The sequence below is a fragment of the Cyclobacterium sp. SYSU L10401 genome, from assembly GCF_010993705.1.
In the GTDB taxonomy this organism is placed as follows: domain Bacteria; phylum Bacteroidota; class Bacteroidia; order Cytophagales; family Cyclobacteriaceae; genus Cyclobacterium.
Window position 1 is genome coordinate 40823 of sequence record NZ_WOFO01000005.1, and the last position, 24098, is coordinate 64920.

Genomic DNA, 24098 nt, shown 5'->3' on the forward strand with positions numbered 1-24098 from the left:
CGAACAACTATTTAATCCTTCACTGATGTGGAGAATTATATGAAATTGGCTGAGTTGAATGACCTGAAAGAAAATGACTACAACCTGAACATCCCGCTGTAGAAAATATCATCGAAAATAATTTGTCTAGCTTGGAAGTGGGGCTATCAGATTCGAAAACTGCATGGGATGCCAACATGCTGGCTGAGGAAAAATTTAAAACTATTCTTTAACGATTTATTAAGAAAATGGAAGAATTGAATTTATCGAATGCAAGGCACTTAATTATTAGAAATTATGCTAGGTGGTGTGCTTTTTCGTCAACGAGATCCGGGAGCCCGCTAAAATCACGTGCCGACATATACCCTTTAATAGATACTCCAGAATACGATAAGGTGCTGAAAGGATACAGTCCCATCACCAAGCAAGAGTTCAACCAATGGCACGAAAAAAGTGTCTTGGAAATAAATTTGGCTAGACCAGAAATGTGTATTGGATGGGCTGCCAAGCTGGTTAATGTCTATTTAAAGACAATGGTATACCTGGCATCAATTGGCAGACCGGGGTTGCCTCAACATGTTCATCCACCAATAGACGGTGGATTATTAGACGGTATCAGAGAAAATTATAAAAAAAATGATGCCATAATGACTAAAACCCATTCGGTCAAAAAAATTAAAGATATAAAGAACTATGTTCAATATAGGGTTATTATTGAGGGAATAGAATTAATAGCAAAGCAGGATTCCTGCAGCTTACTGGAGGTCGAAAAACTTTGGAAAGGCACAGAATTTAAATCCTAGCTTGCATGATCAACAAGAACTATAAAAATGTTTTTAGTTGCCGCCAAGATACCCCATACACCACCGATGCTGGAAATTTACCCTAAGGGTAAAATTTCATCCTTTTGAATTTATATTCATACCAACCTCCCTCTATCCGTGCTTATCCTAAACCAAAAATTTCCGATTTCAATCTTGGATACGCCGATCAATTGGGCTTTGCCAATTACTTTTTCTCCATTTGCTTTAAGACCCGAATTAGAGTCCAGGTCATAAATCCAGGTATCATTTTTTTGATTGATAATTGCGGCATGACGCCTGCTAATCATGTTCCCTCCAGGCAAGAAGATGTCATTGTAATAATAACCATCTCTTCCAATTTTAATTATTGACTGAAAATAGGACTTGTTGATCAATTCGGGAATATTTGAATCCACAATAAATAATTCGGAAGCAAGCACCTTTTCAAACCTACTTTCCATGAAAAGGAGCTTTGATTTGATATGTGGTTTTCCTTTATAGGTAGAGCTTTGTACAGATTCTGGTTCTGTACAAACCTCCTTGTTGTATTTTGCAAAAGGATTATTATTAGTTGAAAAATTCATTTTTGCCATTTGGTTTCTACTTACCAAAATTAGGATCTCGCATAAAAGTTGGTTATTTGTCAAAAAAGCCGTTTTGGGAAAGATCCTCAAAAGTTCCTTGGTAAGTTGAATTCCAGCTTCATAGCGACCAGTCAAATAAAAGCATTTCAACAAGAGGTTCTGTGCGGTCAAATCATTTGGATTCCGGTGCAGATGGTCTGAAATAAGGGAAATGGCTTTTGGGAAATTCTTTAACTCCAATTGAATCTCACCCAACTGTCTTTGAATATTCAATCTGGGGTTGATATTCAACGCTCTTTCAAATGCTTTCCCAGCGAGATCAATCCTATTTCTGTTTAGGTATAAATTACCAGTAACTTCCAAAATATTGAGGTTAAGGGGAAAATGTTTTAAGGCATATTCCACAACTCCCTGGGCTTTGCTCCATTTTTTCAATCTTATCAGTCTCCGGATTTTTTCAGCCAAAATCCCCGCATCAAGCGTTTCCTTTTTGAATACGAAGGGCACTTGTTTTGCCTCAATGGCTTCAGCAAAATCTGCCATCGATTGAAATCTCAATTCGGGCTGGATATGGATCGCTTTAAGTAAAATATCCTGTTGCCATAAGGGAAGGTGAGAAATAGGAAAATCAAGCGATTGATGTATTTCAATAATTTCAGGAAGCATCATACCCCAAAAGGGGTTATGTCCAAGCAATGCCTCCAATAGAGTCACTCCTAGACCATAAACATCTTCTCTTCCATCCACATTTGAGTTTTCCTGCCGCATTATTGCTCCTGGGCTCATATAGGATAGTGTACCACCAAACTTATTCACCATACCAAAATCTGATATTTTAGGCATTTCGTTTTCTGAAAAAAGGATATTGGGAGGTTTAATGTCCTTATGAATCATTCCACTACTATGAATTTTTTCCAGACTAAGTGCTAATTCTTTGATCCAATCAAATATTTTTTCAGGTTGGATTTTTTTGTTCCTGATTCGGTCATGTAGGCTTCCTCCTGAACAAAATTCCATTACAAAGAATAGCTGTGAGTTTGCCCAAAAGTGATGGTGATAGGTGACAATATTTGGTAATTTTAGTTTAGCTACCTGCTGGATTTCATGAATGATGTCCGACTGATCCGGATTTTCGGTTTTTAATTTTTTTATGGCCCGCAATTCTCCGGTAATATTTTCCTTTACCAAAAACACCTGTCCAAAACCTCCCTGACCTAGGTTCTGGACAAATTTGTATTTTTCGTCAAAGATTTTTTCCATGTAATATTCTCGTACTAATTAGATTCTAAAATTTAGTTATTTGATAATTTCCTCATTAATAAACCGTCACAATATTATAATCCAAGGCTCGTGAGTTTATACTTTTTCCTTGATACTTTGTAGACTTATGTACCACTATTTACCCCTCATGGATACCTCTGAGGATATCAAATAAACTAAAAATTCCGCTTCCTATGGATAATTTCCCAAATGAATGTTCCATCATGATTTCAAATCTTCCACACTTTAAAACAATCAGTCAGGAATAACGAATAGGCGCAAATTTGACCAACCAGTAATTCCTTATTTTTCGGTTTAGCCATTATTCCAAAAATAACTTTCAAACAGATTCATTCTGCAATTTAATTATTCTTCTTTTTTGTATAATGCTTATCAAATTCCTTCCATATATTACTGCTGTAATATGCCTTCTTCAGTGACCTCGGGTTATCAGGATCTAACTTTCTTTCGTGGTGTAGCTTATCATCTATTTTGATTTTTTTCATCAGGATATTAAAGTCATGATTTCGTTTAAAATTAGAATACCGCTCTTTTGCTTTCAACCTAACTTCATCATAGGTTAAAGGAAATTTTTTCCTGATATCTTCTTCTTTTACATTTATTGAAACCCCCTTAGGATCATACTTAAAACCTATTCCGTCAAAACTATTGCTCTTAGAGAAATTGATATCTATAGAAATCGCAATGTCAAATTCCTCGTCTTCTTTATTTTGGTTATCAATTTTATTTTTAACAAAGGCTAGGTAATTCTTTACCTCATCAGTAACCAAACCATCCGATACTAGTTTAGAATCCACATATGCCAAAGGCATTAAGTAAAAATTGTAAACTGACAAATCTACTTCCAGATCCCATTTTTTGATGATGTGCAAGTAGTTCTTGATAGTGGCAAATCCCAACTCCTGAATTTCTTTGGAGATAAATTCCTCATTATGAAAGTGAATGGCATTATCTCTCAATTCCACCAACCCCTCAATACTTGCCAAGTGATTTTCAGTTAACTTAAAACCCTTTTTTTCCAGTTTTTTGATAACATCAAATAGACTGATCGTCATCGGATTTTGGCTGCGACTTAGTTTTGGTTTCTTTCTGGTTTTATGTGGAGTTTTGTCTTTTTTTGGAACAGGTTCCATTACATATAGACTTTTCATCTGATAAGAGGAAGATTTTAATAATTGCGCTTTGAAAAGTAGTTCTATCGCATTGGTAGCCAAAATGGCAAAAGTCTCCTCCCGATAAGAAAAATTCGGCTTATTGTAAATCTCAATAGCCGATAGCATAGAGTTAACAGATTTATCCAGTAAGCTGCGATAGGTTTGATTGATTCTCATGCTTTAGCCAAAATTAAAATCATTTCAAACTCCTCTCTATTTAATCTCATCACTGCCAGCCGTTGCTGCTTGATCAATCCTATTTCAGACAGCTTAGGCTCACATTTTATTTTCTTTAGACTAACAGGATTCTCCAAACTTCTAACAGGTTCAAAGGTTACGGATATCCACTTGCTATCTGTTGTAGTAGGGTCTTGATGTGCCTCTTCAATTACTTTCATCATTCCCAATACCTCATGTCCTTCCTGACTATGGTAAAAAAGTGCTTGATCTCCTAAGCTCATCAAGCTAAGGTTATTCTTCGCCTGTGGATTTCTTACGGAATAGATTTCAAATTTTCCATTCTTCAAGACATCCCGCCAGGAATAGCGAAAAGGAGCAAATTTGACCAACCAATAGTTCATACTATTCAAATGACTTATCCTTCATTAATACATATAGCGGATAGAGTTTTTCAAAATCATCCAAAACCGTATCTACAATATAATCATCTTTCAATCTTTTATCTTCAGGACTGATTTTATTTCCAATAATGAAATAATCAGACTTCCAATTATCTCTTTTTACAAAATCATGAAGCGCTTCTGAATCCTTAAATTCATTTAAAAATTTTTCCTCCTCACCAATTCTTATCCAATAATCGTTACCTAATTGACGGATTAATTGAAAAAACTTCTCCTTGTAACCTTTATTATTCATCTGTGATTGAAAATAAGCCCGATCCTCAATACTATCCCCCGATTTCCCAAACCTTAGCCAGACACCAACATCATCAAAATGAATAATAACCTGAAGTCGGGCAAAAAACAACGGAGTTTTATCACCATATTTTTTGATTTCACTTTTTGATCTTCCATAGTGAATCCAAAGTGAATTCAGTTCATTTGAATTATGGAAGCTTAACTCTGTACTGGCTACTATATCATTTTCTAAATAATGTTTATCCAACTTCCAGGGTTTGGATTGTATTTCAGGCCAAAGTCTATCGTTAAGGTTAAATAACCTTTTCCTTACACTTTTTCTTAACTCATTTACAATTGGATCATTTTCCTTAGATGAATTTTCCGGAGAAAATGTTAGGTGATGCTCTTTCGAAAAATATTGCCCTTCAAAATTTATAGATTCAATGTTAAACTTACCTTTTAAAATATCCTGCAATAGTTTGATCTCTTTTTTATCCCTTTGCTTCTCCATAGCCTTTCTTTCAAAAAGTGATTGAAATATTGGCAAACGCTCCTTGGAAACTAAATACCCCTTGGCAAACATCTGATCAAACCAATTCTTGTATTCGATAAATGAATCCTCATCATCGAAAGAATGAAACAGTTCTTCATTTCTAAACCAACCTCCTTGAGTAAAATTGCCAGAACCAATGAAGCCTCGAACAAAACCCTTACCTTTCAACAGGTAAAGTTTTGGATGAAAAAAGTTATCCGCATAAAGTCTAAAAGACCAGTTTCCTTCTTCATGACCATCAATTAATTTTTCAAAAGCGGATAATTGACTGGGTAGGTGAATACCGATCAAAAAATTGAGTTTTGCTTTTGGATTCACATTTCGCAACAAAAGCTCTAAAGCAGGGAAACTCACGCTTGCAGATGCCAAAAACACCTCGTCAGCGTTGGAAAGGAGCTTTTCTCCTCTTAAAAGTGAAATACTTAGCTTTTTATTTAACATGCCATTTTTTTATCTCATACAACTCCAAATAATCATCCGACTTCCCTAACTTCCGCAAATTGGCCTTCTGGGCAGCAGACAGCTTGGGATACCTGCGGGCAAACCAATCTTCAACTGCTTGAATATCCTCTGGATTCAAACCATAGGCTTTATAGACCAATTTGTCTATTTCTATTTGCTCGTGGCTGGCATAGTCATATCGAGAAAAGTCTTTCTGTTGGTATATGATTTCTTTAACAAATTCTTTAATTTGATCTAAAACCTTTTGGTTACCCAGATTCAAAACAAAAGCAGCAATATCATCTCCACTAGTATCTACAGTATGCTTTATGAAATTTTTAAATATGAACTTAGCGAATTTTGAAGACAAAATTCCAAGTAATTTTTCATCTTCAACCCCTTCACAAAATAAACCCGACCCCTTCGCCTCAAAAACCCCCTTACTATTTAAGCGAAATGTTGGTGCGTATATACCTGATATAGAAAAGGTTAAGCCTTTTTTGAAAAAATATTTCTCATTTTTCCAAGCTACTCCTGGGTTATTTTTCATATCCAAAATAGCACCTTTAGCCCAGTTGATAAAAAATTGAGTAGGCACATAATAATTAGGTAACCATCCATCATCCGAGTCAGACTCTCCACCTTTTTCAAAGGGCACAAAACACTCAGTTAAATTATTCCAATCCTTATCAAGACCATTTATTTTCTCATTTCTAGATAAGGTAGATAATTTATTAGACGGGAAAACCATCCAGGCTTCTATTTTATCATAAGATCCTTTTGTCCCTAACTTAACTCTAACATATTTCTTATTATTTCCTGTAGAAATCCCGTGAGGTGCGGCACCTATATCTCCAAGTTTTACCAGTTCTATATTTTTTTCATTCAACTTTAATTTACGGACATTAACCTGCTTTCCAGCAATCTCTTTTAATTGACTTTTAGGTGAAATTAATTTGTCATTCCCATCATTCATCAAAGCAAAGAGTTTCGGACTTGCTACAAAAAATGGTAAGTTGCTATTCGTCCTAATTAAAGATTGAGGATAATAATAAATAGCATATTCTTCGTTGGATACTTGCAAATTCATATCTGACCCTTCAAAATCTGCTCCACGAGTTTGGCCCAATACCTCCACAAAGTGCTCGTAATTGTCATGTATAGAAATATTCGTCATATCGGCCATTAGGCAGATATGTTTATCGTCAATTTCCTTTTTGTTATTCCGCTCGGCCACCATCACAGCGGTATTGACTGTAGCACGAAAAGTATCCGGGTGTACCCGGATCATTTTGTGCACATAGTTCTGCATAAGCTTCTTGCGTAATTTCAAGTGGCTTTTGATGGTCATAAAGGTGTCGCTGACGATATAAGCTAATACTCCACCATGCTTGAGCGGAGTAAGCTTATTGGCATCATTTAGGAATCTTGCAATAAATGCTCCGTATGGATCCTTGCTTTCTATATCCAAGGCTGATCGCACATCCTCGCTGATTTTGACACCTCCATATGGAGGATTTCCAATCACACAATCAAAACCATCATCCTTTAGCTCGGGATAGAAAAAGTCCATATTAAAGAATGGCGCGGCAAGTGTGCTGTGGGTAAACCATTCTTTAAGTAAAACAGGATTCTGACCTGGTATTGATTTTCCTGTTACTTGTTTGGCAAAGAAGGGAAATGCCTGATCTAATACATCTATAATTTCATTAGTAATTTTTTCACGTTCTTCGTGACTAATATCCGGCTGGTAATATCGTGCCCTTGCATCTGTGAGCCTATCTATGGCATCATTAGAGAATAGATCAACTTGAATATTTTTTAGACTATCCGCACAAATGATTTTGGTCTCGATATTTGGCATTGGTGTTATACCATTATGTGTATTTTGGTCAATAAGCAAGGATATAAAAAATCGAAGTTTGGTAATCTGAACTGCTAGTGGCTGAATATCTAACCCATATATACTGTCCCGAATTATTCCAAGTTTTCTACTGTAATCATCCAAATGCTTTTTAAGTACTTTTTCGAATTGTACCCTTTGTGCAGCATCCACATTTTTTAACTTTAGCTTTAGCCAGCGCTCATTATCAGGGTCTACTAGTTTCAGAATATCAACCATCCTATGCAACATAACCATGGGAAAGGCACCCGATCCACAAGCAGGGTCAAGTACCTTATATTTGTCCAAAGCTTCTACTATAGCATCACAGAATTTGGTTTCTGAGGTATCCACCTCCTGCTTATAAATCAGATTAGAAATGGACTGTTTAGCATTTTCTATTTTTCTTACGTTTTCTACCAAATACTTAGTCAGATACAGGAAAAGGCTATCGTTTACCATTTCTAATATCACCTTTCTAGGTGTGTAGTAACTACCTGTAAGTTTACGGATACTTTTCTTGATGCTGTCTTCCAAGTTAGGATCTAATTCTGCCAATAGATTTTCGAATACCAATCCAAGCATTTCTGGATCCAAAGCTACATCCTCTTCATATGGTGTATTTTCATCCAAAGTGAATTTGTATGATTTCAAGATCCCATTAAGTCCTTTGTGCTCTACCTTTTGCACCTCTTCCCGGGCAGTTTTACCTCTTCCAACATGTACCTTTTCTTCAGTTTCAATTCCATAAAATAGGAAGTTAGGGATCTGAATGGCGCCATCCTCAATACTCTCTTTAGCATTGTCTTCTTCCAATTTGTCAAAGATCCCTCCATTGAGATATGGGATGTCTGTCAACCAATTCAGGGCAAAATCAGAATGAAGGTAATTGGTCCACTTAAAGTCTTTTAAAGATTTCTTATCAGCTTGATTGAGCGCGTTAAAAAAAATGTTTTGAAGGATGCCCCTATAGTAAGAATTGCTCTTCAAAAAATTCTTTTCACTAATGTCATGAACCAGCGGATATTTGTTTCCTTCCCAATCTTCAAGCTCTAGTAATTCTTTTCTGATCAAGCCTTTTTCTTTGACAAACCAACAAAAGAGGGTTCTTGAAAGCAACCTTACCAAAAAGTTTTTCCCATTCTCCTTTTTGTCTAAATAGTTTGGGCAGAAAGGTAAATTGATATTTTCTAAAGCATAATAAAACCAATTTTGAAGATCAGCATAGAATTGGTCATTTAGCGTCTGAAGGGCAAAAACAGATTGCCAATATTGATAGAGTTTTTCAAAGGAATTAATTTTAGCCTCATCTATTTTTAATCCATCAAAACCCTTCCCATCACCTAGAATAATTTTTAAATGGGCAGCATGCGTGTTTTCAATAAATACGTCCTTAAGCATGACCACTTTCCCAACTTTCTCCCCCTCATTTTTTTGATGGACAAATGGTAGCCTTTCCGAATTTGCAAATGCCAAGCACCTATTATACCTGAAAACCACAGCCACAGGAACTCCCAAGCTTCTCCTGTTAAGCCATCTGGTAATTTCAGAGAGTCTGCTTCTGCTTGGGTTATCTATATTCAATTCTACCCCAAAAACTAGAATGGAATCGTATTTTCCTCTTTCAATCTCCTTTTCTGTTTCTTCAAGGCTGGAATTTTCCCCCTCCTGTCGAAAAGTTTTATCAGAAAGTTTTCCCGCAAAATATATCGATTCTAAATCGCTAAGTTTTTCAGAATCCTTATCCTTAAAAGCTGCTTTTGTGGGGATAGGTTTTTCGGTGGGTGTTTGAAGGTTCAAATTCAGGGATTCTTCAAAAAACTGGCGGACTCCCTTTCCAAGGTCAATATGCTGATCAAAATAAGTGTTTAGGTACATTTTTTTCGTTAATTATTTTGTACTGCTATCCAGCAGATTAAGTCAAAATTCTCAGCTTGGTATTTTTCATCCAAAAAAGCTTGTTCTTCTTCATCATTTGAGCTGCTTTTAGTAAAGGTTATATCTCCGGCAAAAATATCATCCATCGTGTTTTCTATTTCCCTACCTGCCTGAATGTCCAACCAGTGCAAGAGGCTTTTCGAATAGTGCTTTAGGACCAATTCATCCCCGGCATCCAATCCTTTAGGTAGTTGCCTTTTGCTTAATTTTTGAGATTGGAGTACTGCAAGGATTTCTTTTGGATTTTTGAATACTACTTGTTTTTCATTATCCAGATACATCAGGTGTAATTCCTTATACTGATGGTCTACAACACCTGAAGGTTTGGCTGGATAACCCATCAATGCTACCATTCCCTCAGGGATGGCCTGATGAAATAAATCCGGATTTGCTTTGAAACCGGTAAAAACGCCGTTTGGAATTGCTTCCAGTTCTTTCTTTTTGCTTTGCAACAACTGGAATAACTCCTGACGGAAATTCTCCATGGATAAGTCTGCAAAAGAAAAATTCTTTACATCATCTCCCTCTATTTCTTCAATTTTTTCAGCCATCTGCCGCAGCATTTTTGCTTTCTGAAATTCTTTGGTCATTTCACTGCTGGCTTTTTCACCAATCCTTTCATTGAAGCCCTTGGGCACTTCCGAACCAGCGAGTTTCATAGCGGCCACTCTGACTTCTACCCTGTGTTGGAGATTGAGGTAAGTATTTATGTCATCAGTTGGCCAGAAATTGACGGCTGAAATACCATCCTGCATATTGGGGGACCCAATTCTATCAATACGTCCAAAGCGCTGCACAATTCGAACTGGATTCCAGTGTATGTCGTAATTCACCACTAAATCCGCATCCTGTAAATTTTGTCCTTCGGAAAGACAGTCGGTAGTGATCAGAATGTCGATAGGATTCTGGATTTCTTCATCTACCGAGGGTTTGTGTGATTTGATGTAATCCTTCCAAGCTAAAAAGTTCTCCCAATCACTCACTGCTTCATTTTTGTAAAATTCAGGCCACTCCCTTTCCATATAAAGTTTGGTAAATGGGGCAAATCGTTCCAAAATTGGTTCGAATTCTCCATATGGGATCTCTTCTCCTGAAACAAAACTTTTCCCTCCTGTCACTACAGCCAGTTGCTGAAATCCACGTTTCTTCAATTCATCAAAAAGATACATTGCCGTGTCCTTGAAAGTAGTAAATACAATCAGTTTTTTATTTCCACCGTTTCTTTGAGCTTTTTGCTTTTCCCTGATAATTTTGATAAGCTCTTTCAATTTATTGTCTTTGCTTTGGTCTCCGGTTTCGTCTTGAATTTCATCTTCCAGCCTTTTCAGGTTTTCCTTAAGCAATTTGAGCTTATTGACATCCGACTCTAAGTCTTCAATAAAATATTCCAGATTACCCTGTGCATCAATGTCCTGAAGTCGGATTTCTCTTTTACCAAGGGTAAACTCTTCCTCTTCCTCCATTTCCTCTTCCGTAATCCCAAGATCACCATCCAATCGAACCAGAGCGTCCGTTTTGATTTTAGTTGCCTTATAGTTTAAGCTAACATCAAGTGCATTTTGATGATGGGCCAAAATCCTCTCCAAAGTAATCTGAAAGGATTTCCAAGAAGATTCAAACCGCTTGATCATCAGAATATACATCATTTTGACCAAAAAGCTATCCTGAATCCTCGCATCTTCAATAGCGCTCACTCTAAAAGTGGAAGGTATGGCATAAATACTTGGTTTATAACCAGCCAAGACATCTGGCAGGGCCTCTTCCAAAGATTCAAAGCTATTGATATCTCCAATATTTTTAGGACTGCAATACTTATTGACTGCACCGTTGTTTTTAGGAAAATCAAGCCCATCGATTTTTATCAAGTCACGGGTTCTTGAAACCACCATTGTATCTGTTAACCTTATAAAACTATCCCCTAATCTGGAAATAAGGTGATCAATATTTTCATCAGGATTATTGACCCAAGAAATAAACTCTCTATCTGATTCCCTGAACAAAGCATCTAGGCTTGGCACACTAAGTGATTCCTTAAATCCATTGTTTTTCCCTTTTACAAATAGTTTGAATTGATTTTTTATATCTGCCAGTTTTGTATTAATGGGAGTGGCAGAAAGCAAAAGCACTTTGATATCAATATTTTTTTTGATAATCTCCTCCATCAAAAATTGATACCTGGCTGAAGAATCATTTCTTAAGTTATGTGACTCATCTATAACCAGCAGTTTCGAACCATCACTTTGGAAATAGTCTTCTATTTTGAGTCCGTCATCTTTTTTTTCTAGACGATCATCTTGCAGATCAGTATGCCATCGGATGGTATAATCCAACTTATCAACCTCAAATCTGGACATTTTTTTCCTTTGATACTTAGTCCAGTTTTGGTGTAATTTCTTTGGGCAGAGTAAGATAACTTCGTGGTTTCTCATTTGAAAAAATTTCATTACAGCTAACGCCTGCCAGGTTTTCCCCAAACCAACAGCATCGGCTAAAATGGCCCCATTATAGTTTCGGAGCATTTTGATAAGACTTAAGACTCCTTTTTGCTGAAATGGATAAAGGGTTTTGAAAACGGCTGTATTTTCAAGACTCCCTATTTGGGCCCTGAATTCAGGATCTTGGTCAAATTTTAAAAAATCATTTTTAAACAGTTCGAATAAGACCTTGTAATAAATCTGTTCCGGGGTATATTTTTTATGATAATCCTTAATCAATCCTATTAGATAATCTTTGAAAAGAACCTTTTTGTCATCTACTATGATGTGATCTTTTGCATAACTATGGTCCCACAGGCTATTAAACCAATCCTGCATTTCTTTGTAATCACTACTCCCTCCGAAATCGGCTGTATTTAATTCTATGTTGGATGAATACTTTAGCCCCATCCCTGCCTCTGTCATATTTGAACTTCCCACGATATGAAAATTTTTCTGGGGATCATTGGAAGCCTCTTGAAATAAATATGCCTTTGCATGGCAGAAATTAGGTTTGAGGGTTTTTATTTTAACCTTGTCTTGTTGTAAAAATTTAATGGCTAAATCAGAATCTTTTAAAGAATTTACTCCGTTTTTTATGCTAAGATTATCTGAAAGTAACTGGTAAACTTTTTCCTTGGTGCTTTCAGTGGTTACCAGATCCCCAATAAGCAAATTGTATTCATCAACGAATTCATCAAAATGCTCTTGAAACCTCGCCAGTCCGGAAGGTGAAAAATATCCAGTAACAGCATTGACCATTCCTTTATTCTTAATGTATTTTTTAAAAAACTCAAAAAGTTTTGTTGGATGGTTTTTTTGTATTGATTTATTGTCTATTAGCATTTGTTTGAATCAATTTGAAACTTGAAAAATAAAGACTTAGGTTTTTACACTTTTAAATATCGATTTTTTAATTTAAAAGGAGAAACTTAATACAGATTTAGTGGTCTTTGTAACCCAATCATTCAAAATAACTAGAATTGCTCAATTTAAGATAGTGGATACTCCGGTTCAAATTCCCGAAGATTGGTAATTAAAAAATACCTTTTTCCCATATGTACTGAAAAACTCGAACCTTCTGGAATTGGATAATATAAACTCCATTTCATTTGATGCTTTTTATGAGAATCTATGCCGTTTCATCATTTCCCCTTCAACCCCAACCCCCCAAACAACTCCTTAAACATCTCTCCCGGATCCGCATTGATGGCCAGGGCGATGAGGTAGAGTTCGTCGGCTCGGAGTTTGGCGGAGTCGTTGGAAGTTAGCTGGGTGAGCCGGGATTTGCTGATGCCCGTGCGCCTTGAAACTTCCGCCTTGTTTACCGTCCTTTTGGCTAAATACAAGCCCAAATCTGTCATGGATGTATCGTTTTAGAATACATCAATTTAGCTATCCGATACTTTTGTTACTAAAGATCAAATAACTGTTTTGAAAATAGGTTTATTTTCTATATTATTGTTTAGAAAAATGAAACAATCGTTTTACATTTTAATACACCTAAGGTTCGGGATCTTAGAGTCCCCCGGTCCTGATTGAGAGTTATGGAGAAAAAAGAATCGTTTACCTGCCCACATTGTGACAAAAAGCTGCCCTTTCGGGTAATCCTGAAAGTCAAAAACGATCATGCCTTTGCCTGTCCCCGTTGCGGGGGAGCTGTGGTTCCGCAGAAAACCAAATCCTTCACCTGGGGCTATGTGATCGGATTTTTGTCATTTGTGGTACCCGAACAAATTGTATTCTACCTGCACGAAGATATTGTGATGGCATTCCTGGTCGGATTCGTCCATGCCCTCACCGCATTTGGCCTGGTATCCCTTTACCTCTATTACAATACCAAATTTTCAAAAGCCATTTCCTTTTTTATTTGATTCATTCACTAAAACAAAACAACTATGAAAACTAAAATGAAAAGTCTGCTTATCCTGATTGCCATTTGTGGCAGTTTTGCAATGGGAAGCGTAGAACAAGCCGCGCCTAAAGAAGGAGAAGTTTGGGCGGGTATTAGTTACCTGGCCGCACGAAGAGGCGCTTCGGCTGAAGCTGGATTGGCCATCAATGCCATTGGCCTGATAGATGCCGCCGCATGGGGCTTTGGTGTTGGTATGGTGGCTGGCCCTGCAGGAGGGATGATCGCAGGAGCCACTGCCGGTATGTAGTGAGCCATGAATGCTAAACCCCTTACCCTATCAGCGGCCGCCGTCTACCTGACAGGGCTGCTGGTAGGGTATTTCATTGATTCCGATTTTGATTTGAGCCTACCGGAAGTCCAGCCATCGGTAGCAATGATGGCGGATTCCAAATCAAAGTTGTTCTGTTCCATTGCCGGAAACAATATATCAGTAGCCTTGATTAATATAGGTGGTGGTTTTTCCCTGGGTGCCATTTCCTTGCTGAATACTTTCTACAATGGTGTCGTATTGGGTTATACCCTATCTGTGGCAGGGGATAATTTTTCACTTGCCTTAATTATAAGACACCTGCTCCCCCATGCCATCGAAATCGCTGCCATCATTCTTTCGGGTTCACTGGGGTTTTACCTCGGACTATATCTACTTAAAAAATTCATCCTTGGAAGGAGTCATCAATTTGACTACCAAAAATTTTTGATCCTGTCAGCCACTACCCTGGTCATCCTATTATTAGCCGCTGTTTTGGAAGTATATGTTAGTTTCTCCGGATGAGAAAATACCTGCCTTATATCGTTCTATTTACCCTTTCCGTCCTGTTTTACTGGATATCCAGCAGGTCTTATGCCCTTCAGTCCGGTGAACTGGAAAATATGGAACTGTTCCGATTGTTTCGGGGAATCAGCAACCTGATTGCCCTTTTTGTGCCTTTGATGCTTTTCGTATTCTACATGCTGACTTCCGGCCTCATGTTCACCTTGCTGGATGAAAAATTTAATTCCCAAAAGCTGTCCTTTGTGATTACTATATCATTCATCCCCATTATCCTCAACTGCCTGATTTACCTGTTGGTGTTGTATGGGATCGAAGAAAGCGGTACCCTTTCTGAAATCTTGAATCAACCCTCCTTTATGGGATTGGGGCTGTCGGATATGGAGGAACTGAGTTATATTTTTTGGCTGGGGTTCTACTTGTTTTTTGCCATTATGTTATGGCATGAGTTCGAACTGGGAATTGGAAAAGCCATTGCCATAAGTTGTACCCCTACATTATTGGTAGTACTCGGTAAATATTTTTTAAATCAGTTGCAATCTTAAATGCCATTGAAATAAAAAGTTGGGTAGAATTTTAAAAAAAAATGCAATCAGCCTTCTAGTAACTTATATTTTAAACTAGATTGGTAATTTAATCAAATCCTCTGGGCAGATCACTTTCCTCATGTAAGGTGTTCTCAATTTCATAAGTTTAAGATCCTTCTGGAAAAAGAGATTTTGGAAATTATTGAATTAAACAATTTTTTATTAACTTACTTTTTAACAATTTTAATGGTAAACATGAATAACACAGGTCTAGATTTGATTGGATTAAAAGTTGGAGAAAAATTCTTCAATTTAAATCAATTTGCTTTCCTTTTTTTAACAAATGATCTTACTAATGAAAATGTTGATAATTTCACAAAAGGTCAACCACTTGATAATACTCAAATTTTTTTGACATCAAAGCAAATTTATTATTGGGCAATTGTATTGTCTAAAATAGTTGAAACTATCGGAGATAAAATTTCTGCTGAAGAATTAATTATTCAAACCGAAGAAGGCTTCAGGAAAGCAGTGGTTGATAATCAACAAAGAATAACCACATTTTACAATACTTTTGGAATTGAAAGTGAAAAAGAAATATTCACAATTATTTGTGATAATTTGGCAGAAACTTTTGGATTGCCTCCTCTTTTCTTTGAATTTGAAGAGATTCAATTAGAGGCAAGTAAGACTTATAATGAGTTAGTCGAGGACGATTTAATTAAGGATCCTGTTGATTTACCAATTGGAGGCCCTTTTTCTATTATTGTGTTAGGCTTAATCCCAATTGGATTTAGTTATGTTACAGGAAAGGGGAAGGAGATAAAGTTGGAAATCAAGGCCTTGTTGTGGGAATTTGAAATGAAGAAAGAAAAGGAAAAGAGGGAATACCATTTTTTCTTAAAACTGCATAAGATTCTTAATGCCTTAAAAAAATTACCAGATTTATTTGAGGACAGTGAAAGAGAAAAAAATAATGAAGATGAGGACGATTTGCCAGCTTGAAATGTCCTATTATCCTTGAGCTGAAATATTTTAGATGTCACTTTATAAATGGGTGTAATTTTTTATCATTTTTCTAAAGGTTTATTATCTAAATTAATTGACAAAATTGAGATCCCATCCAATAATTTTACAAATGAAGACCTATATTAGGCCTTCATCTGCAAAACTAAGGTAGGAAGCATCGGTAAAGATCAAATGGTCCAGGACCGGTATTTCCAGGCTTTTTCCGACTTCAATCAGCCGCTGCGTAAGCCTCTTGTCCGATTCGGAAGGGGTAAGATTTCCGGAAGGGTGATTATGCACCAGGATCAATCCCGAGGCAAGGTAATCCAAGGCCTTCTTGAAGATCAACTTGGGATCCGCCAAGGTACCGTGCGTCCCTCCTGAACTGATCTTATGGAGTTTGACTACCTGGTTATTCCGGTTCAACAAAACGATGTAAAAATGCTCAACCACTTCATCGAAGAGATACGGTTTCATACAATTGTACACATCTTGTGAACAGTTGATTTTGATTCTTTTATCCGGTTGTTCAACCATCCTTCTTCTTCCCAGTTCAAAGGAAGTGACTAGTGCGGTGGCCCGGGTATACCCTATTCCGTCAATCTTCAACCATTTTTCAAGGTCCCATTTGGCCAATTCGCCCAGTTTATGGTCTGCTCTGGCCAATATCTCCCTGGCTTTGTCCACCGGAATATTGGCAATGGCAGCGATGATATGATAGTCTGTCATGGCGGATTTTCCCTGGTTGTAAAGCATCTCGGTGGGTTCTGATAATAAATTGAATCGTTTCATAATGTACTTACCGACTTTAAAACTCCTGGCACTGGAGGGCTAAAGGAATGATAAGCCCATCCCATGGGGAGTTTTTCACTAAGCACAAGGAGGAACGGAATAAATCATCTCTGTCGGTCACCTCCTATTATGCCGTAGTTCCTTGGTATATCTCAGACAGTCAATTCGGATGCATGTGAAAAAATAGCCCATAAATTGGTGAGTCATTGATTTGGTCAATTTATATGTATTGGACTAATCTATGGGTCAGATTTGATTTGAGACAAAAACTAAAAACTGAGGATTCAAAACACCGAAAAAAACCTCCCCTGTCATAAACGAGGGGAGTATTAACCAGGGATAAATACCTATTCTAGGGCCTGCAGATAAAGTGTAAATTGGCTAAAGGATTGGTAATATGAAGGATTTTTCGGAAAGTAATGGGGTACGAGTGCAAGTAATTATGCGAAAGACCCTCGAAAGGCGTGCACCGCGCAGTGAATATACCAGCCCCAGACAGCTTTCTCTCAGCTGGTTTGAGACTCCTTTTTACAATTTGCTTGATCCCAACAACCGCTGCGTATTTCTTTGTACGCAGATTCCAGGGGATAATCTGGTAAGCCTTTTCTACAGGCATAACCCCGCAAAACAGAGTAGTAGACCTGCGTTAAACCTCAGGGTATTGATAGGATCTTTGATCATCAAGCATATTCTTAATCTTGATGACTGGCAAGCGGTCGCCCAAATTACGGAAAACATGTAACTCCAATACTTTTTGGGCGACTGTTCCTATTTCAAAGTAGCTCCCTTCGACGCATCATTGTTTGTCGACATCAGAAAGCGTCTCGGACAGGTGCTCATCGGGGAGATGAATGAAAGGATTCAGGATTTTCCATAGAAAGGGACGTCAAAAGGAAGGAAAAGAAAGGTAAGGGAGGAAAGAACAAATGCGGAGGCCCTCCCGACGGGGAGACGCAAATCAAGTGGGAGCTTATCTATGATTCGACAGTCTGCCCACAGAATATCGCTTATCCTACCGGTCACGGGCTGCTAAATAAAGCCTGGGAGATCACCGAAGAGCTCATAGATGTTCTTCACGGGAAACAGCCGCTGGGAAAAAAGCCGATGACTTATGGGGAAACTGCCAGGAAAGCCTTCCTAAAGGTAGCCCAGAATAAGAACCCATCGAAAAAAACAATCCGAAAAGGGATAAAGTCAAAGCTCCAATACCTAAGGAGAAACTTCAAAACAATTGAAAAACAGCTGGACCGATTTGAGGATTTTCCGCTCGATCATAAACCCCAGCGGAAGTATTAGATCATTTGGACGCTATACAGCCAGCAGTTGATGATGTTTGAAAGCAGGAGCCATCAGGTGGACGATCGGATAGTCAGTATCCACGAACCCCATGCGCGTCCTATCGTGCGGGGAAAAGCGGGGGCAAAAACCGAGTGCGGGGCCAAGATCCATATTAGTATAGTGGACGGTTATTCATTTCTGGACACGGTATCCTAGGACGCTTTCAACGAAGGAAGGCACCTCAGCGATTATGTGGAAAGGTACAGGGAAAGGTTCGGGTTCTATTCGGCCCTGGTTCTGCCGGACAAACTGTACTGCAGCCGAGAGAAACGGAAATGGCTGAAGGAAAAGGGAATCAAGCTGGCGGCCAAACCCTTGGGCAGACCATCGGTGAAGGTACTGGAAAACTACGTAAGTTCCGGCAAGAGGAACCCGGAAGAAGGGAAGTTCGGGCAGGCAAAGAACGGCTTCGGGATAAATCAAATCAGAGCCCGGCTCAGAACTACCAGCCAATCGTGGATCGCCTCCATTATATTAGTGCTAAACCTGGTCAAATTGGCCGGGGACGCACTCCCATGGCTGAGTTTTTCAGCATGGCAACACCTTAAATCCGTACTTACGCAGGCCTTAGAGTCCGTTTTGAGACCTCGGGAACCAAAAAACCAGCTCAGATTACCTTCTGGGGTGGTTCTCGAACATTGAACTGGTTGAGTTTTTCAGCAAGCCCCAAATAAGACTTCAGGTAGCTAAACAAGAAATTATTGTAAAATCATTAAGTTTTTTATAAAATAGTTGGGTTTATATTTGAAAATAAAGTAAATTCAACTAACAAATTTTAAATCATATGGTCAAAGGAAAGTCAGAACACATAAAAAGTTGGAAATTAATCACATTTGAAGATGCTCATATACAAGGTTCAGGAGATAGTTTTTACAGTTCTTTAATTGTAGATGGGATATCTCCTTATCTAAACCTCGAAGTTGATCTCATTCCTTTGGTGTATTCAAAAACTCCTGAATATTGGGGAATAGAGGTTGTCGGATGTTTAAGAAAGTACGCTCTGCCCGGAATACTCCCCTTTGAGAAGGTTTTAACGCTTGATTTTCCTATTGGTACTAAAGGGATTGAGATCATTGGAGCAAATGGACAGGTTGAAAGAATTGATTGTTCATTTGAAGTAAGATTCAATCCGGATGGTGGAGATAAGGTTCTTATTGTCAGTGATAGGCAAATTTCAATCAAAAACAAAAAAGATACGGACGGGGATAAAAAGTAAATTTGGGCATTCAATTTTGAAGGAAACAGACTTTGACCTAGATGTAAGGAATCTGGTCCCATATATTGAGAATATTGATTTGGACTATGTATTCCAAAGATGTAGAGATATCAATAAGGATCAGCTTCGTTTGGTAAAAAATGGAAGGATTTTAGAATATAAGTTACAAGACCTGAACCTCACTTGGATTACAAATCATAAAGTAACCATAGTATTAGATGCTATTGATACTGAAGACACTGTTCTTTGTAAATTGAGGGCTCTGTTAGAAAATTTACTAGAAAGGACGGTACACTTAAACTTGTATTTTACACCTCCCAACTGCCAAGGTTTTAGCGTTCATAGTGATCAGCATGACGTTTTGATTGTTCAGCTTTCTGGGGAAAAGTATTGGTGCATTTATCCTAAAGACATTGAAAGCGGATCATTTGATCAATCATTTCCTTTTCGACTGAAAAAATATGAGTTCCTCAGAATTAGCAAATCAGTAATACATGGGGCGTTCACAAAAGCAGAACATTCCCTACATCTAACAATTGGAATACATTGAGTGCAAGAAAATCACTAAATAAAACTTCTATACTAGTCTGTTTTTCTGGTGGTGTGGATTCTGTTTTAATGCTTTCAAAAGCATTACAAGAGTTTGAGGTAGTAGAATGTCTAACTATTTCATATCCTGAAAGGTCGTTTAATGAAATTGAAATTCTTGAGGAGTTTCGATATAAATATCCGCTGAGATGGATCGAAGTAAATTTAGTAGTCGAACCCACTTACCAAACAATGCTCTCTTTAGCCATTGATATTTGCGCAGAGCGAGGCATTGACAATATTGGGATAGGAGTAATTAAAGATGATTTGAAGTCTAGTTACGGACAAGTCTATACAGGAACTAAAGAGTTTTTTAGACAAATCATTAAGGTGTCCAGGTTGGAAAAGCAAAAAAAGATTGAATTATGGCTGCCATTGCTTAATTACACGAAAGAAGATGTTCTGAGAGAGACCAATAATTAAAATCAATAATGAATGACCTTAGATGCAATTGTCATTATATCGAATGGAGATTCTGTTAAGTGCAATAATCAATTATCTACTTTACCATCAACTTTACGTAATTCTTCTCGGATTGTAATAGTGAACGATGGCAGTAGCTCAATCGAAATCAATAAATCCATTGACCTGTTTGATTTGACTATTGTAAATGATGAATTATGGGAATTACTTAGGGAGCAGAACTTAGATTTTTTGCCAGATTGTTCTAAAAAACTGAGAATAGGTACTGGAACGTGGAATACACCTGTTGCAAGAAGTGTTGCTCAATTAATTTGTAAAATATTTCAATTAGAGAAAATACTTTTTCTTGACGATGATTACATATTTAAAGGTGAAGAAAAGAACCTATTAGAGCTCATCTCCTCTGGTTTGTCAAGAAATATTCCGACTCTTCTACTTTCCAATGGCCATTTGGACAACTCATCCTTGAAGAGGTTCAAAAATAAAATTTCTAAAGTACCAAATAAATATGATGATTATTATGATGGAATAGGAGGCTCAATCTTAATACCCAAATTTAATAAGCCTTTCTATTTTCCAAAACTCTATGGCGAAGATATTTTTTGGATACACTCCTTCGAAGACTTTTTTGCATCAAAATCGAGTTTCTACCATAATTCAACAAAAACTGACTTCTCTAGAATGTTATTTGAGGAGACCGACATAGTCTGCTTCCATGTATTTGATTTTTACTCGAATCATCATGACTTATCATCGCTACCTTTAATAGGTATTAGACGCGATATTAAACGCATTCTTGCATATCGTTTATCCAAATTATCAAGTGTAGCACAAAACGTATCTGCTACAATTGATAAAGAATTTTTGGAAACCTGTAAAACAAACTTGAATGGACAAAATATCGATGATCTGGCTCATAAAGTAATCACCGAATTGACCAACAATAAAGAATGGAATGAGTTTTTTTCTAACTAGCAATAAGATTTTGATTCTTTCTCCTCATATAGATGATGCGTGTCTATCAGCAGGTGGTTTTATTTCCAGATTCAGTAAAGAAAAGGATATCCATATATTAAATATTTTCTCAAAAAGCTCCTTTACACATTTCGGTGTAAATGAATTATCCTTAAACACCAGAATTAGAAAAAGGGAAGAAAAAAATGCTTATCGCCAATTAAAAGTTAACATTTACTTAACAGAAATAGAGGATTGGTTCACATCGGATTTATTGAAAGTTGAAAGAGATCCGATTCTTATCAAGAATAAGATTATCGACTTTATTCAAAATTTGAAACCGGACACTATTCTCTTACCTTCCGATATGTCCTGTGATGATCCAGATCATCAATTTGTGCATTCAATAAAGGATCTTATTTATCCCTTAGCCAAAATCTACTTGTATAACAATCAGCCATACCTATCAAAAGTAGAACAAGGTTTGTACAAAATGACAGGGTACAAAAAAACAATCAAAGTATTGTATGATTTCAGTGTGAAGAGAAATATGTTGCTTGCTTACAAGACTCAATTGCTAAAAAATGAAATAGACGGAGTGATTCAATTTGACAAGAATAATGGGGGGGAATTATTCTATGAAGTTTAAGGATCGACACAAAAATGTTTCAAGATATTTCACCAACGTGGATGATTACATGAGTTTATACTATTGTAACGACTGTGAGAATTCTGAAGTCTTAAGTTTGAAGAGCAAGATGCACAGATCACCATTCTCTTTAAGAAAAAGAAAAAATAAAACGGCTATAGGTGATATTGACATCTTGGATGAAGTATTGATATCTGACTGTTATCACCTGAATGATTTGAAATTTGATAATGAGATTAATGTACTTGATATCGGAGCTAATATAGGTGCCTTTGCCTGGTCTATACAATCAATTTTTGATATTGCTAATCTTATTTGTATAGAGCCTGACGAATCGTTCGATTATTTAGTTGAAAATTCCAAGCCGAAGCAGGTAGAAAAAGTATTTTGCTTAAAAGGCGCTTGTGGTTTTAAGAAACACGGTTACTACACTGCGAATATAAATAATTCAGGGGGAGGTAAATGTTCTAGCATTTACACCTTTGGCGCAGAAAAGGTAAAAAGCATAAATCTTAAAAAGGTACTTCAACATCTAAAAATAAATGATTTGCATGTGGTTAAAATTGACACCGAAGGCATGGAAGTCCCAATTTTGCTTGAGTTGCTGAATATTGACTTACGTATAAGAAATGTCTTAATTGAAACACATTCTGACGAGGAACATGAACTGGTATTATCCTTGATCAAAAAATTTGGTCATAAAGAAATATATTTGTTAAATGAGGTAAAAAGCTCTGAAGGTCATTTTAGAATTCTACATTCTCGGTAACTAGCTCTGCGCATTAAGTAAAAATGAATAGCTTTTACGGTGCTTAACTATTGGGTTCAAATTTAATGTCTCCCTGGTATTCAATAGATATTCTGAAATATAAATTAGCTTTTTTTCCCATTGGGATGACGACAGTTTTGAGCCTTCGTATTTGAGAAATGGATTTCTATTATGAAAATCTATCATTTCCTTGGTTGTGTAAACGTGTGCTGGCGAATAATACTCGGAAGCGAAGAATAAACTAATCGCTGGCGTCTTAGATGCCACATTTTTCTCAACTTGAACGTCGTGCACAACTTCTAGGGGCATGAAATATGCGCCTCCTTCCTCGATTAAAACTCGATGTTCTAAGGTTTTTAAATAGCATTTATTCTTGTTAGTGTGAGGCGGCCAAACACCGTCAACATGTTCAAATCCAAAACCCTTATAGGTGGAAATGGATGAAGAGGCGCTATCTTCATTTTTGCATGGGTAATAAGTACTTTGGTGAACCCTCCCTTTTAGAACAATTGACACAAAATCAAACGGGTGAGAATGTGGGGGTTCAGTAATAATGTTACTTGGAAGATTTCCTTTTACTTTAAATGGTATCGCACTTGAATTAGGCTGCCAAACATGGATGTTAATTCCCCAAACACCCACGGGATATCCCATTTGACGCTGTAACTTCTTTGATTTTATTCCGTAATAGGGTAGAGGTGCAGATGACGTATAAAAAATCTGACAATTACCACACCAACCATACATTGAGTGAAGTGTATCATCTTTTAGTCTATTTATTAACTCTGAATCACCAGATCGATTATCTTGTGAGGCAATTACCAATGCTTCTAAATATTTTGTGATTATCTGGGGGCGACTAAATACTCTAAGGAAAGAGTTCATAAGTTGTAATCGACGGAATGATGGTGGGGTCATTCTTATAGGCTCAACTATGACTCTTAAATCAGATATTGGCGATCCAATGTCTCCTCGATTCCATTTATCTAAACAGGAATGAATTTTTTCCTCAATACCACTATCAATATGCTCTTGGGCAAGTTGAATTATTGCGTCCGATAAACAAAACCTTTGGTCGATTATGTGTGAATCTTTAGGCCTTGTAGGCACAATCGAAAACTGAAGATCATTCATGCTTTGTGAATTTTGCCATTCATTAAATCGTATTACAATTCCTTACTTTTCGGTCACAATACTGATT

24 protein-coding genes are annotated in these 24098 nt (G+C 37.1%); 15 read left to right on the plus strand and 9 right to left on the minus strand.

Annotation, left to right across the window (positions count from 1 at the left end; genetic code table 11):
* The first annotated feature begins 227 nt into the window (after positions 1–227).
* On the plus strand, positions 228–782 hold the full coding sequence (locus tag GL182_RS13095; RefSeq protein WP_163380151.1) for a hypothetical protein: 555 nt from the start codon (positions 228–230) through the stop codon (positions 780–782).
* 116 nt (positions 783–898) lie between these two features.
* On the opposite strand, the gene GL182_RS13100 is transcribed toward GL182_RS13095, so the two are convergent.
* From GL182_RS13100 to GL182_RS13130, 7 genes are all read right to left on the minus strand, one after another.
* Positions 899–2626: a protein kinase domain-containing protein gene (locus GL182_RS13100; RefSeq protein ID WP_163380152.1), complete on the minus strand. Its 1728-nt coding sequence runs from the start codon at positions 2624–2626 to the stop codon at positions 899–901.
* A 362-nt stretch (positions 2627–2988) separates the two neighbouring features.
* Complete coding sequence (locus GL182_RS13105; protein WP_163380153.1) at positions 2989–3978, minus strand: DUF3644 domain-containing protein; 990 nt, start codon at positions 3976–3978, stop codon at positions 2989–2991.
* Complete coding sequence (locus GL182_RS13110) at positions 3975–4382, minus strand: EVE domain-containing protein (RefSeq protein WP_163380154.1); 408 nt, start codon at positions 4380–4382, stop codon at positions 3975–3977. The genes GL182_RS13105 and GL182_RS13110 overlap by 4 nt, the downstream gene beginning before the upstream one ends.
* Position 4383: 1 nt before the next feature.
* Positions 4384–5655 carry a phospholipase D family protein gene (locus GL182_RS13115; protein ID WP_163380155.1) on the minus strand — a complete coding sequence of 424 codons (1272 nt, stop codon included), beginning with the start codon at positions 5653–5655 and terminating at the stop codon, positions 4384–4386.
* Positions 5645–9415, minus strand: coding sequence for an Eco57I restriction-modification methylase domain-containing protein (locus tag GL182_RS13120; protein ID WP_163380156.1), 3771 nt, complete (start codon positions 9413–9415; stop codon positions 5645–5647). Before GL182_RS13120 ends, GL182_RS13115 begins: the two co-directional genes overlap by 11 nt.
* 8 nt (positions 9416–9423) lie before the next feature.
* Positions 9424–12711 carry an SNF2-related protein gene (locus GL182_RS13125; RefSeq protein WP_163380157.1) on the minus strand — a complete coding sequence of 1096 codons (3288 nt, stop codon included), beginning with the start codon at positions 12709–12711 and terminating at the stop codon, positions 9424–9426.
* A 383-nt stretch (positions 12712–13094) separates the two neighbouring features.
* Positions 13095–13313, minus strand: coding sequence for a helix-turn-helix domain-containing protein (locus GL182_RS13130; RefSeq protein WP_163380158.1), 219 nt, complete (start codon positions 13311–13313; stop codon positions 13095–13097).
* A gap of 183 nt (positions 13314–13496) precedes the next feature.
* Here GL182_RS13130 and GL182_RS13135 point away from each other — a divergent pair, with 183 nt between their 5' ends.
* The 5 genes from GL182_RS13135 to GL182_RS13155 all read left to right on the plus strand — a co-directional run bounded on the left by GL182_RS13135 (position 13497) and on the right by GL182_RS13155 (position 16165).
* Positions 13497–13823, plus strand: coding sequence for a hypothetical protein (locus GL182_RS13135; protein ID WP_163380159.1), 327 nt, complete (start codon positions 13497–13499; stop codon positions 13821–13823).
* A gap of 24 nt (positions 13824–13847) precedes the next feature.
* On the plus strand, positions 13848–14111 hold the full coding sequence (locus GL182_RS13140; RefSeq protein WP_163380160.1) for a hypothetical protein: 264 nt from the start codon (positions 13848–13850) through the stop codon (positions 14109–14111).
* Positions 14112–14117: 6 nt separating this feature from the next.
* Positions 14118–14636, plus strand: coding sequence for a stage II sporulation protein M (locus tag GL182_RS13145; protein WP_163380161.1), 519 nt, complete (start codon positions 14118–14120; stop codon positions 14634–14636).
* Positions 14633–15178, plus strand: coding sequence for a hypothetical protein (locus GL182_RS13150; RefSeq protein WP_163380162.1), 546 nt, complete (start codon positions 14633–14635; stop codon positions 15176–15178). Before GL182_RS13145 ends, GL182_RS13150 begins: the two co-directional genes overlap by 4 nt.
* A gap of 237 nt (positions 15179–15415) precedes the next feature.
* A complete protein-coding gene (locus GL182_RS13155) occupies positions 15416–16165 on the plus strand; it encodes a hypothetical protein (RefSeq protein ID WP_163380163.1) in 750 nt (249 codons plus the stop codon).
* Positions 16166–16306: 141 nt separating this feature from the next.
* On the opposite strand, the gene GL182_RS13160 is transcribed toward GL182_RS13155, so the two are convergent.
* The gene (locus tag GL182_RS13160) at positions 16307–16960 is read right to left on the minus strand and encodes a RadC family protein (protein ID WP_163380164.1); all 654 of its coding nucleotides are present in this window, start codon (positions 16958–16960) and stop codon (positions 16307–16309) included.
* Between the two features lie 442 nt (positions 16961–17402).
* Between GL182_RS13160 and GL182_RS24290 the strand changes: the two genes are divergently transcribed.
* The 9 genes from GL182_RS24290 to GL182_RS13195 all read left to right on the plus strand — a co-directional run bounded on the left by GL182_RS24290 (position 17403) and on the right by GL182_RS13195 (position 22897).
* Entirely contained in the window at positions 17403–17702 is a 300-nt protein-coding gene (locus tag GL182_RS24290) for a hypothetical protein (protein ID WP_240469827.1), read from the plus strand.
* Positions 17703–18286: 584 nt separating this feature from the next.
* On the plus strand, positions 18287–18454 hold the full coding sequence (locus tag GL182_RS24295) for a hypothetical protein (RefSeq protein WP_240469828.1): 168 nt from the start codon (positions 18287–18289) through the stop codon (positions 18452–18454).
* A gap of 36 nt (positions 18455–18490) precedes the next feature.
* Complete coding sequence (locus GL182_RS24300; protein WP_240469829.1) at positions 18491–18940, plus strand: transposase; 450 nt, start codon at positions 18491–18493, stop codon at positions 18938–18940.
* A gap of 142 nt (positions 18941–19082) precedes the next feature.
* Complete coding sequence (locus GL182_RS13170; RefSeq protein ID WP_163380165.1) at positions 19083–19514, plus strand: hypothetical protein; 432 nt, start codon at positions 19083–19085, stop codon at positions 19512–19514.
* 16 nt (positions 19515–19530) lie between these two features.
* Positions 19531–20064: a JmjC domain-containing protein gene (locus tag GL182_RS13175; protein WP_163380166.1), complete on the plus strand. Its 534-nt coding sequence runs from the start codon at positions 19531–19533 to the stop codon at positions 20062–20064.
* Positions 20061–20525, plus strand: coding sequence for a 7-cyano-7-deazaguanine synthase (locus GL182_RS13180; protein WP_163380167.1), 465 nt, complete (start codon positions 20061–20063; stop codon positions 20523–20525). Before GL182_RS13175 ends, GL182_RS13180 begins: the two co-directional genes overlap by 4 nt.
* Positions 20526–20537: 12 nt before the next feature.
* Complete coding sequence (locus tag GL182_RS13185) at positions 20538–21500, plus strand: hypothetical protein (protein WP_163380168.1); 963 nt, start codon at positions 20538–20540, stop codon at positions 21498–21500.
* The gene (locus tag GL182_RS13190; RefSeq protein WP_163380169.1) at positions 21481–22128 is read left to right on the plus strand and encodes a PIG-L family deacetylase; all 648 of its coding nucleotides are present in this window, start codon (positions 21481–21483) and stop codon (positions 22126–22128) included. Before GL182_RS13185 ends, GL182_RS13190 begins: the two co-directional genes overlap by 20 nt.
* Positions 22129–22237: 109 nt before the next feature.
* Entirely contained in the window at positions 22238–22897 is a 660-nt protein-coding gene (locus tag GL182_RS13195) for an FkbM family methyltransferase (protein ID WP_163380170.1), read from the plus strand.
* Here the strand turns inward: GL182_RS13195 and GL182_RS13200 are convergent, their stop codons facing one another.
* Positions 22898–24031, minus strand: a complete 1134-nt coding sequence (locus GL182_RS13200) for a hypothetical protein (protein ID WP_163380171.1) — start codon at positions 24029–24031, stop codon at positions 22898–22900.
* Positions 24032–24098 lie beyond the last annotated feature (67 nt).

Bases quoted from the DNA above. Each gene is read 5' to 3' on its own strand.
- GL182_RS13185 (WP_163380168.1), top strand. From the start codon at position 20,538: ATGACCTTAGATGCAATTGTCATTATATCGAATGGAGATTCTGTTAAG.
- GL182_RS13100 (WP_163380152.1), bottom strand. From the start codon at position 2,626: ATGGAAAAAATCTTTGACGAAAAATACAAATTTGTCCAGAACCTAGGT.
- GL182_RS13140 (WP_163380160.1), top strand. From the start codon at position 13,848: ATGAAAACTAAAATGAAAAGTCTGCTTATCCTGATTGCCATTTGTGGC.
- GL182_RS13195 (WP_163380170.1), top strand. From the start codon at position 22,238: ATGCACAGATCACCATTCTCTTTAAGAAAAAGAAAAAATAAAACGGCT.
- GL182_RS13155 (WP_163380163.1), top strand. From the start codon at position 15,416: ATGAATAACACAGGTCTAGATTTGATTGGATTAAAAGTTGGAGAAAAA.
- GL182_RS13105 (WP_163380153.1), bottom strand. From the start codon at position 3,978: ATGAGAATCAATCAAACCTATCGCAGCTTACTGGATAAATCTGTTAAC.
- GL182_RS13120 (WP_163380156.1), bottom strand. From the start codon at position 9,415: ATGTACCTAAACACTTATTTTGATCAGCATATTGACCTTGGAAAGGGA.
- GL182_RS13095 (WP_163380151.1), top strand. From the start codon at position 228: ATGGAAGAATTGAATTTATCGAATGCAAGGCACTTAATTATTAGAAAT.
- GL182_RS13190 (WP_163380169.1), top strand. From the start codon at position 21,481: ATGAGTTTTTTTCTAACTAGCAATAAGATTTTGATTCTTTCTCCTCAT.
- GL182_RS13170 (WP_163380165.1), top strand. From the start codon at position 19,083: ATGGTCAAAGGAAAGTCAGAACACATAAAAAGTTGGAAATTAATCACA.
- GL182_RS13145 (WP_163380161.1), top strand. From the start codon at position 14,118: ATGAATGCTAAACCCCTTACCCTATCAGCGGCCGCCGTCTACCTGACA.
- GL182_RS13135 (WP_163380159.1), top strand. From the start codon at position 13,497: ATGGAGAAAAAAGAATCGTTTACCTGCCCACATTGTGACAAAAAGCTG.
- GL182_RS13160 (WP_163380164.1), bottom strand. From the start codon at position 16,960: ATGAAACGATTCAATTTATTATCAGAACCCACCGAGATGCTTTACAAC.
- GL182_RS13150 (WP_163380162.1), top strand. From the start codon at position 14,633: ATGAGAAAATACCTGCCTTATATCGTTCTATTTACCCTTTCCGTCCTG.
- GL182_RS13115 (WP_163380155.1), bottom strand. From the start codon at position 5,655: ATGTTAAATAAAAAGCTAAGTATTTCACTTTTAAGAGGAGAAAAGCTC.
- GL182_RS24295 (WP_240469828.1), top strand. From the start codon at position 18,287: ATGATGTTTGAAAGCAGGAGCCATCAGGTGGACGATCGGATAGTCAGT.
- GL182_RS13125 (WP_163380157.1), bottom strand. From the start codon at position 12,711: ATGGTCAATGCTGTTACTGGATATTTTTCACCTTCCGGACTGGCGAGG.
- GL182_RS13200 (WP_163380171.1), bottom strand. From the start codon at position 24,031: ATGAATGATCTTCAGTTTTCGATTGTGCCTACAAGGCCTAAAGATTCA.
- GL182_RS24290 (WP_240469827.1), top strand. From the start codon at position 17,403: ATGCGAAAGACCCTCGAAAGGCGTGCACCGCGCAGTGAATATACCAGC.
- GL182_RS13130 (WP_163380158.1), bottom strand. From the start codon at position 13,313: ATGACAGATTTGGGCTTGTATTTAGCCAAAAGGACGGTAAACAAGGCG.
- GL182_RS13110 (WP_163380154.1), bottom strand. From the start codon at position 4,382: ATGAACTATTGGTTGGTCAAATTTGCTCCTTTTCGCTATTCCTGGCGG.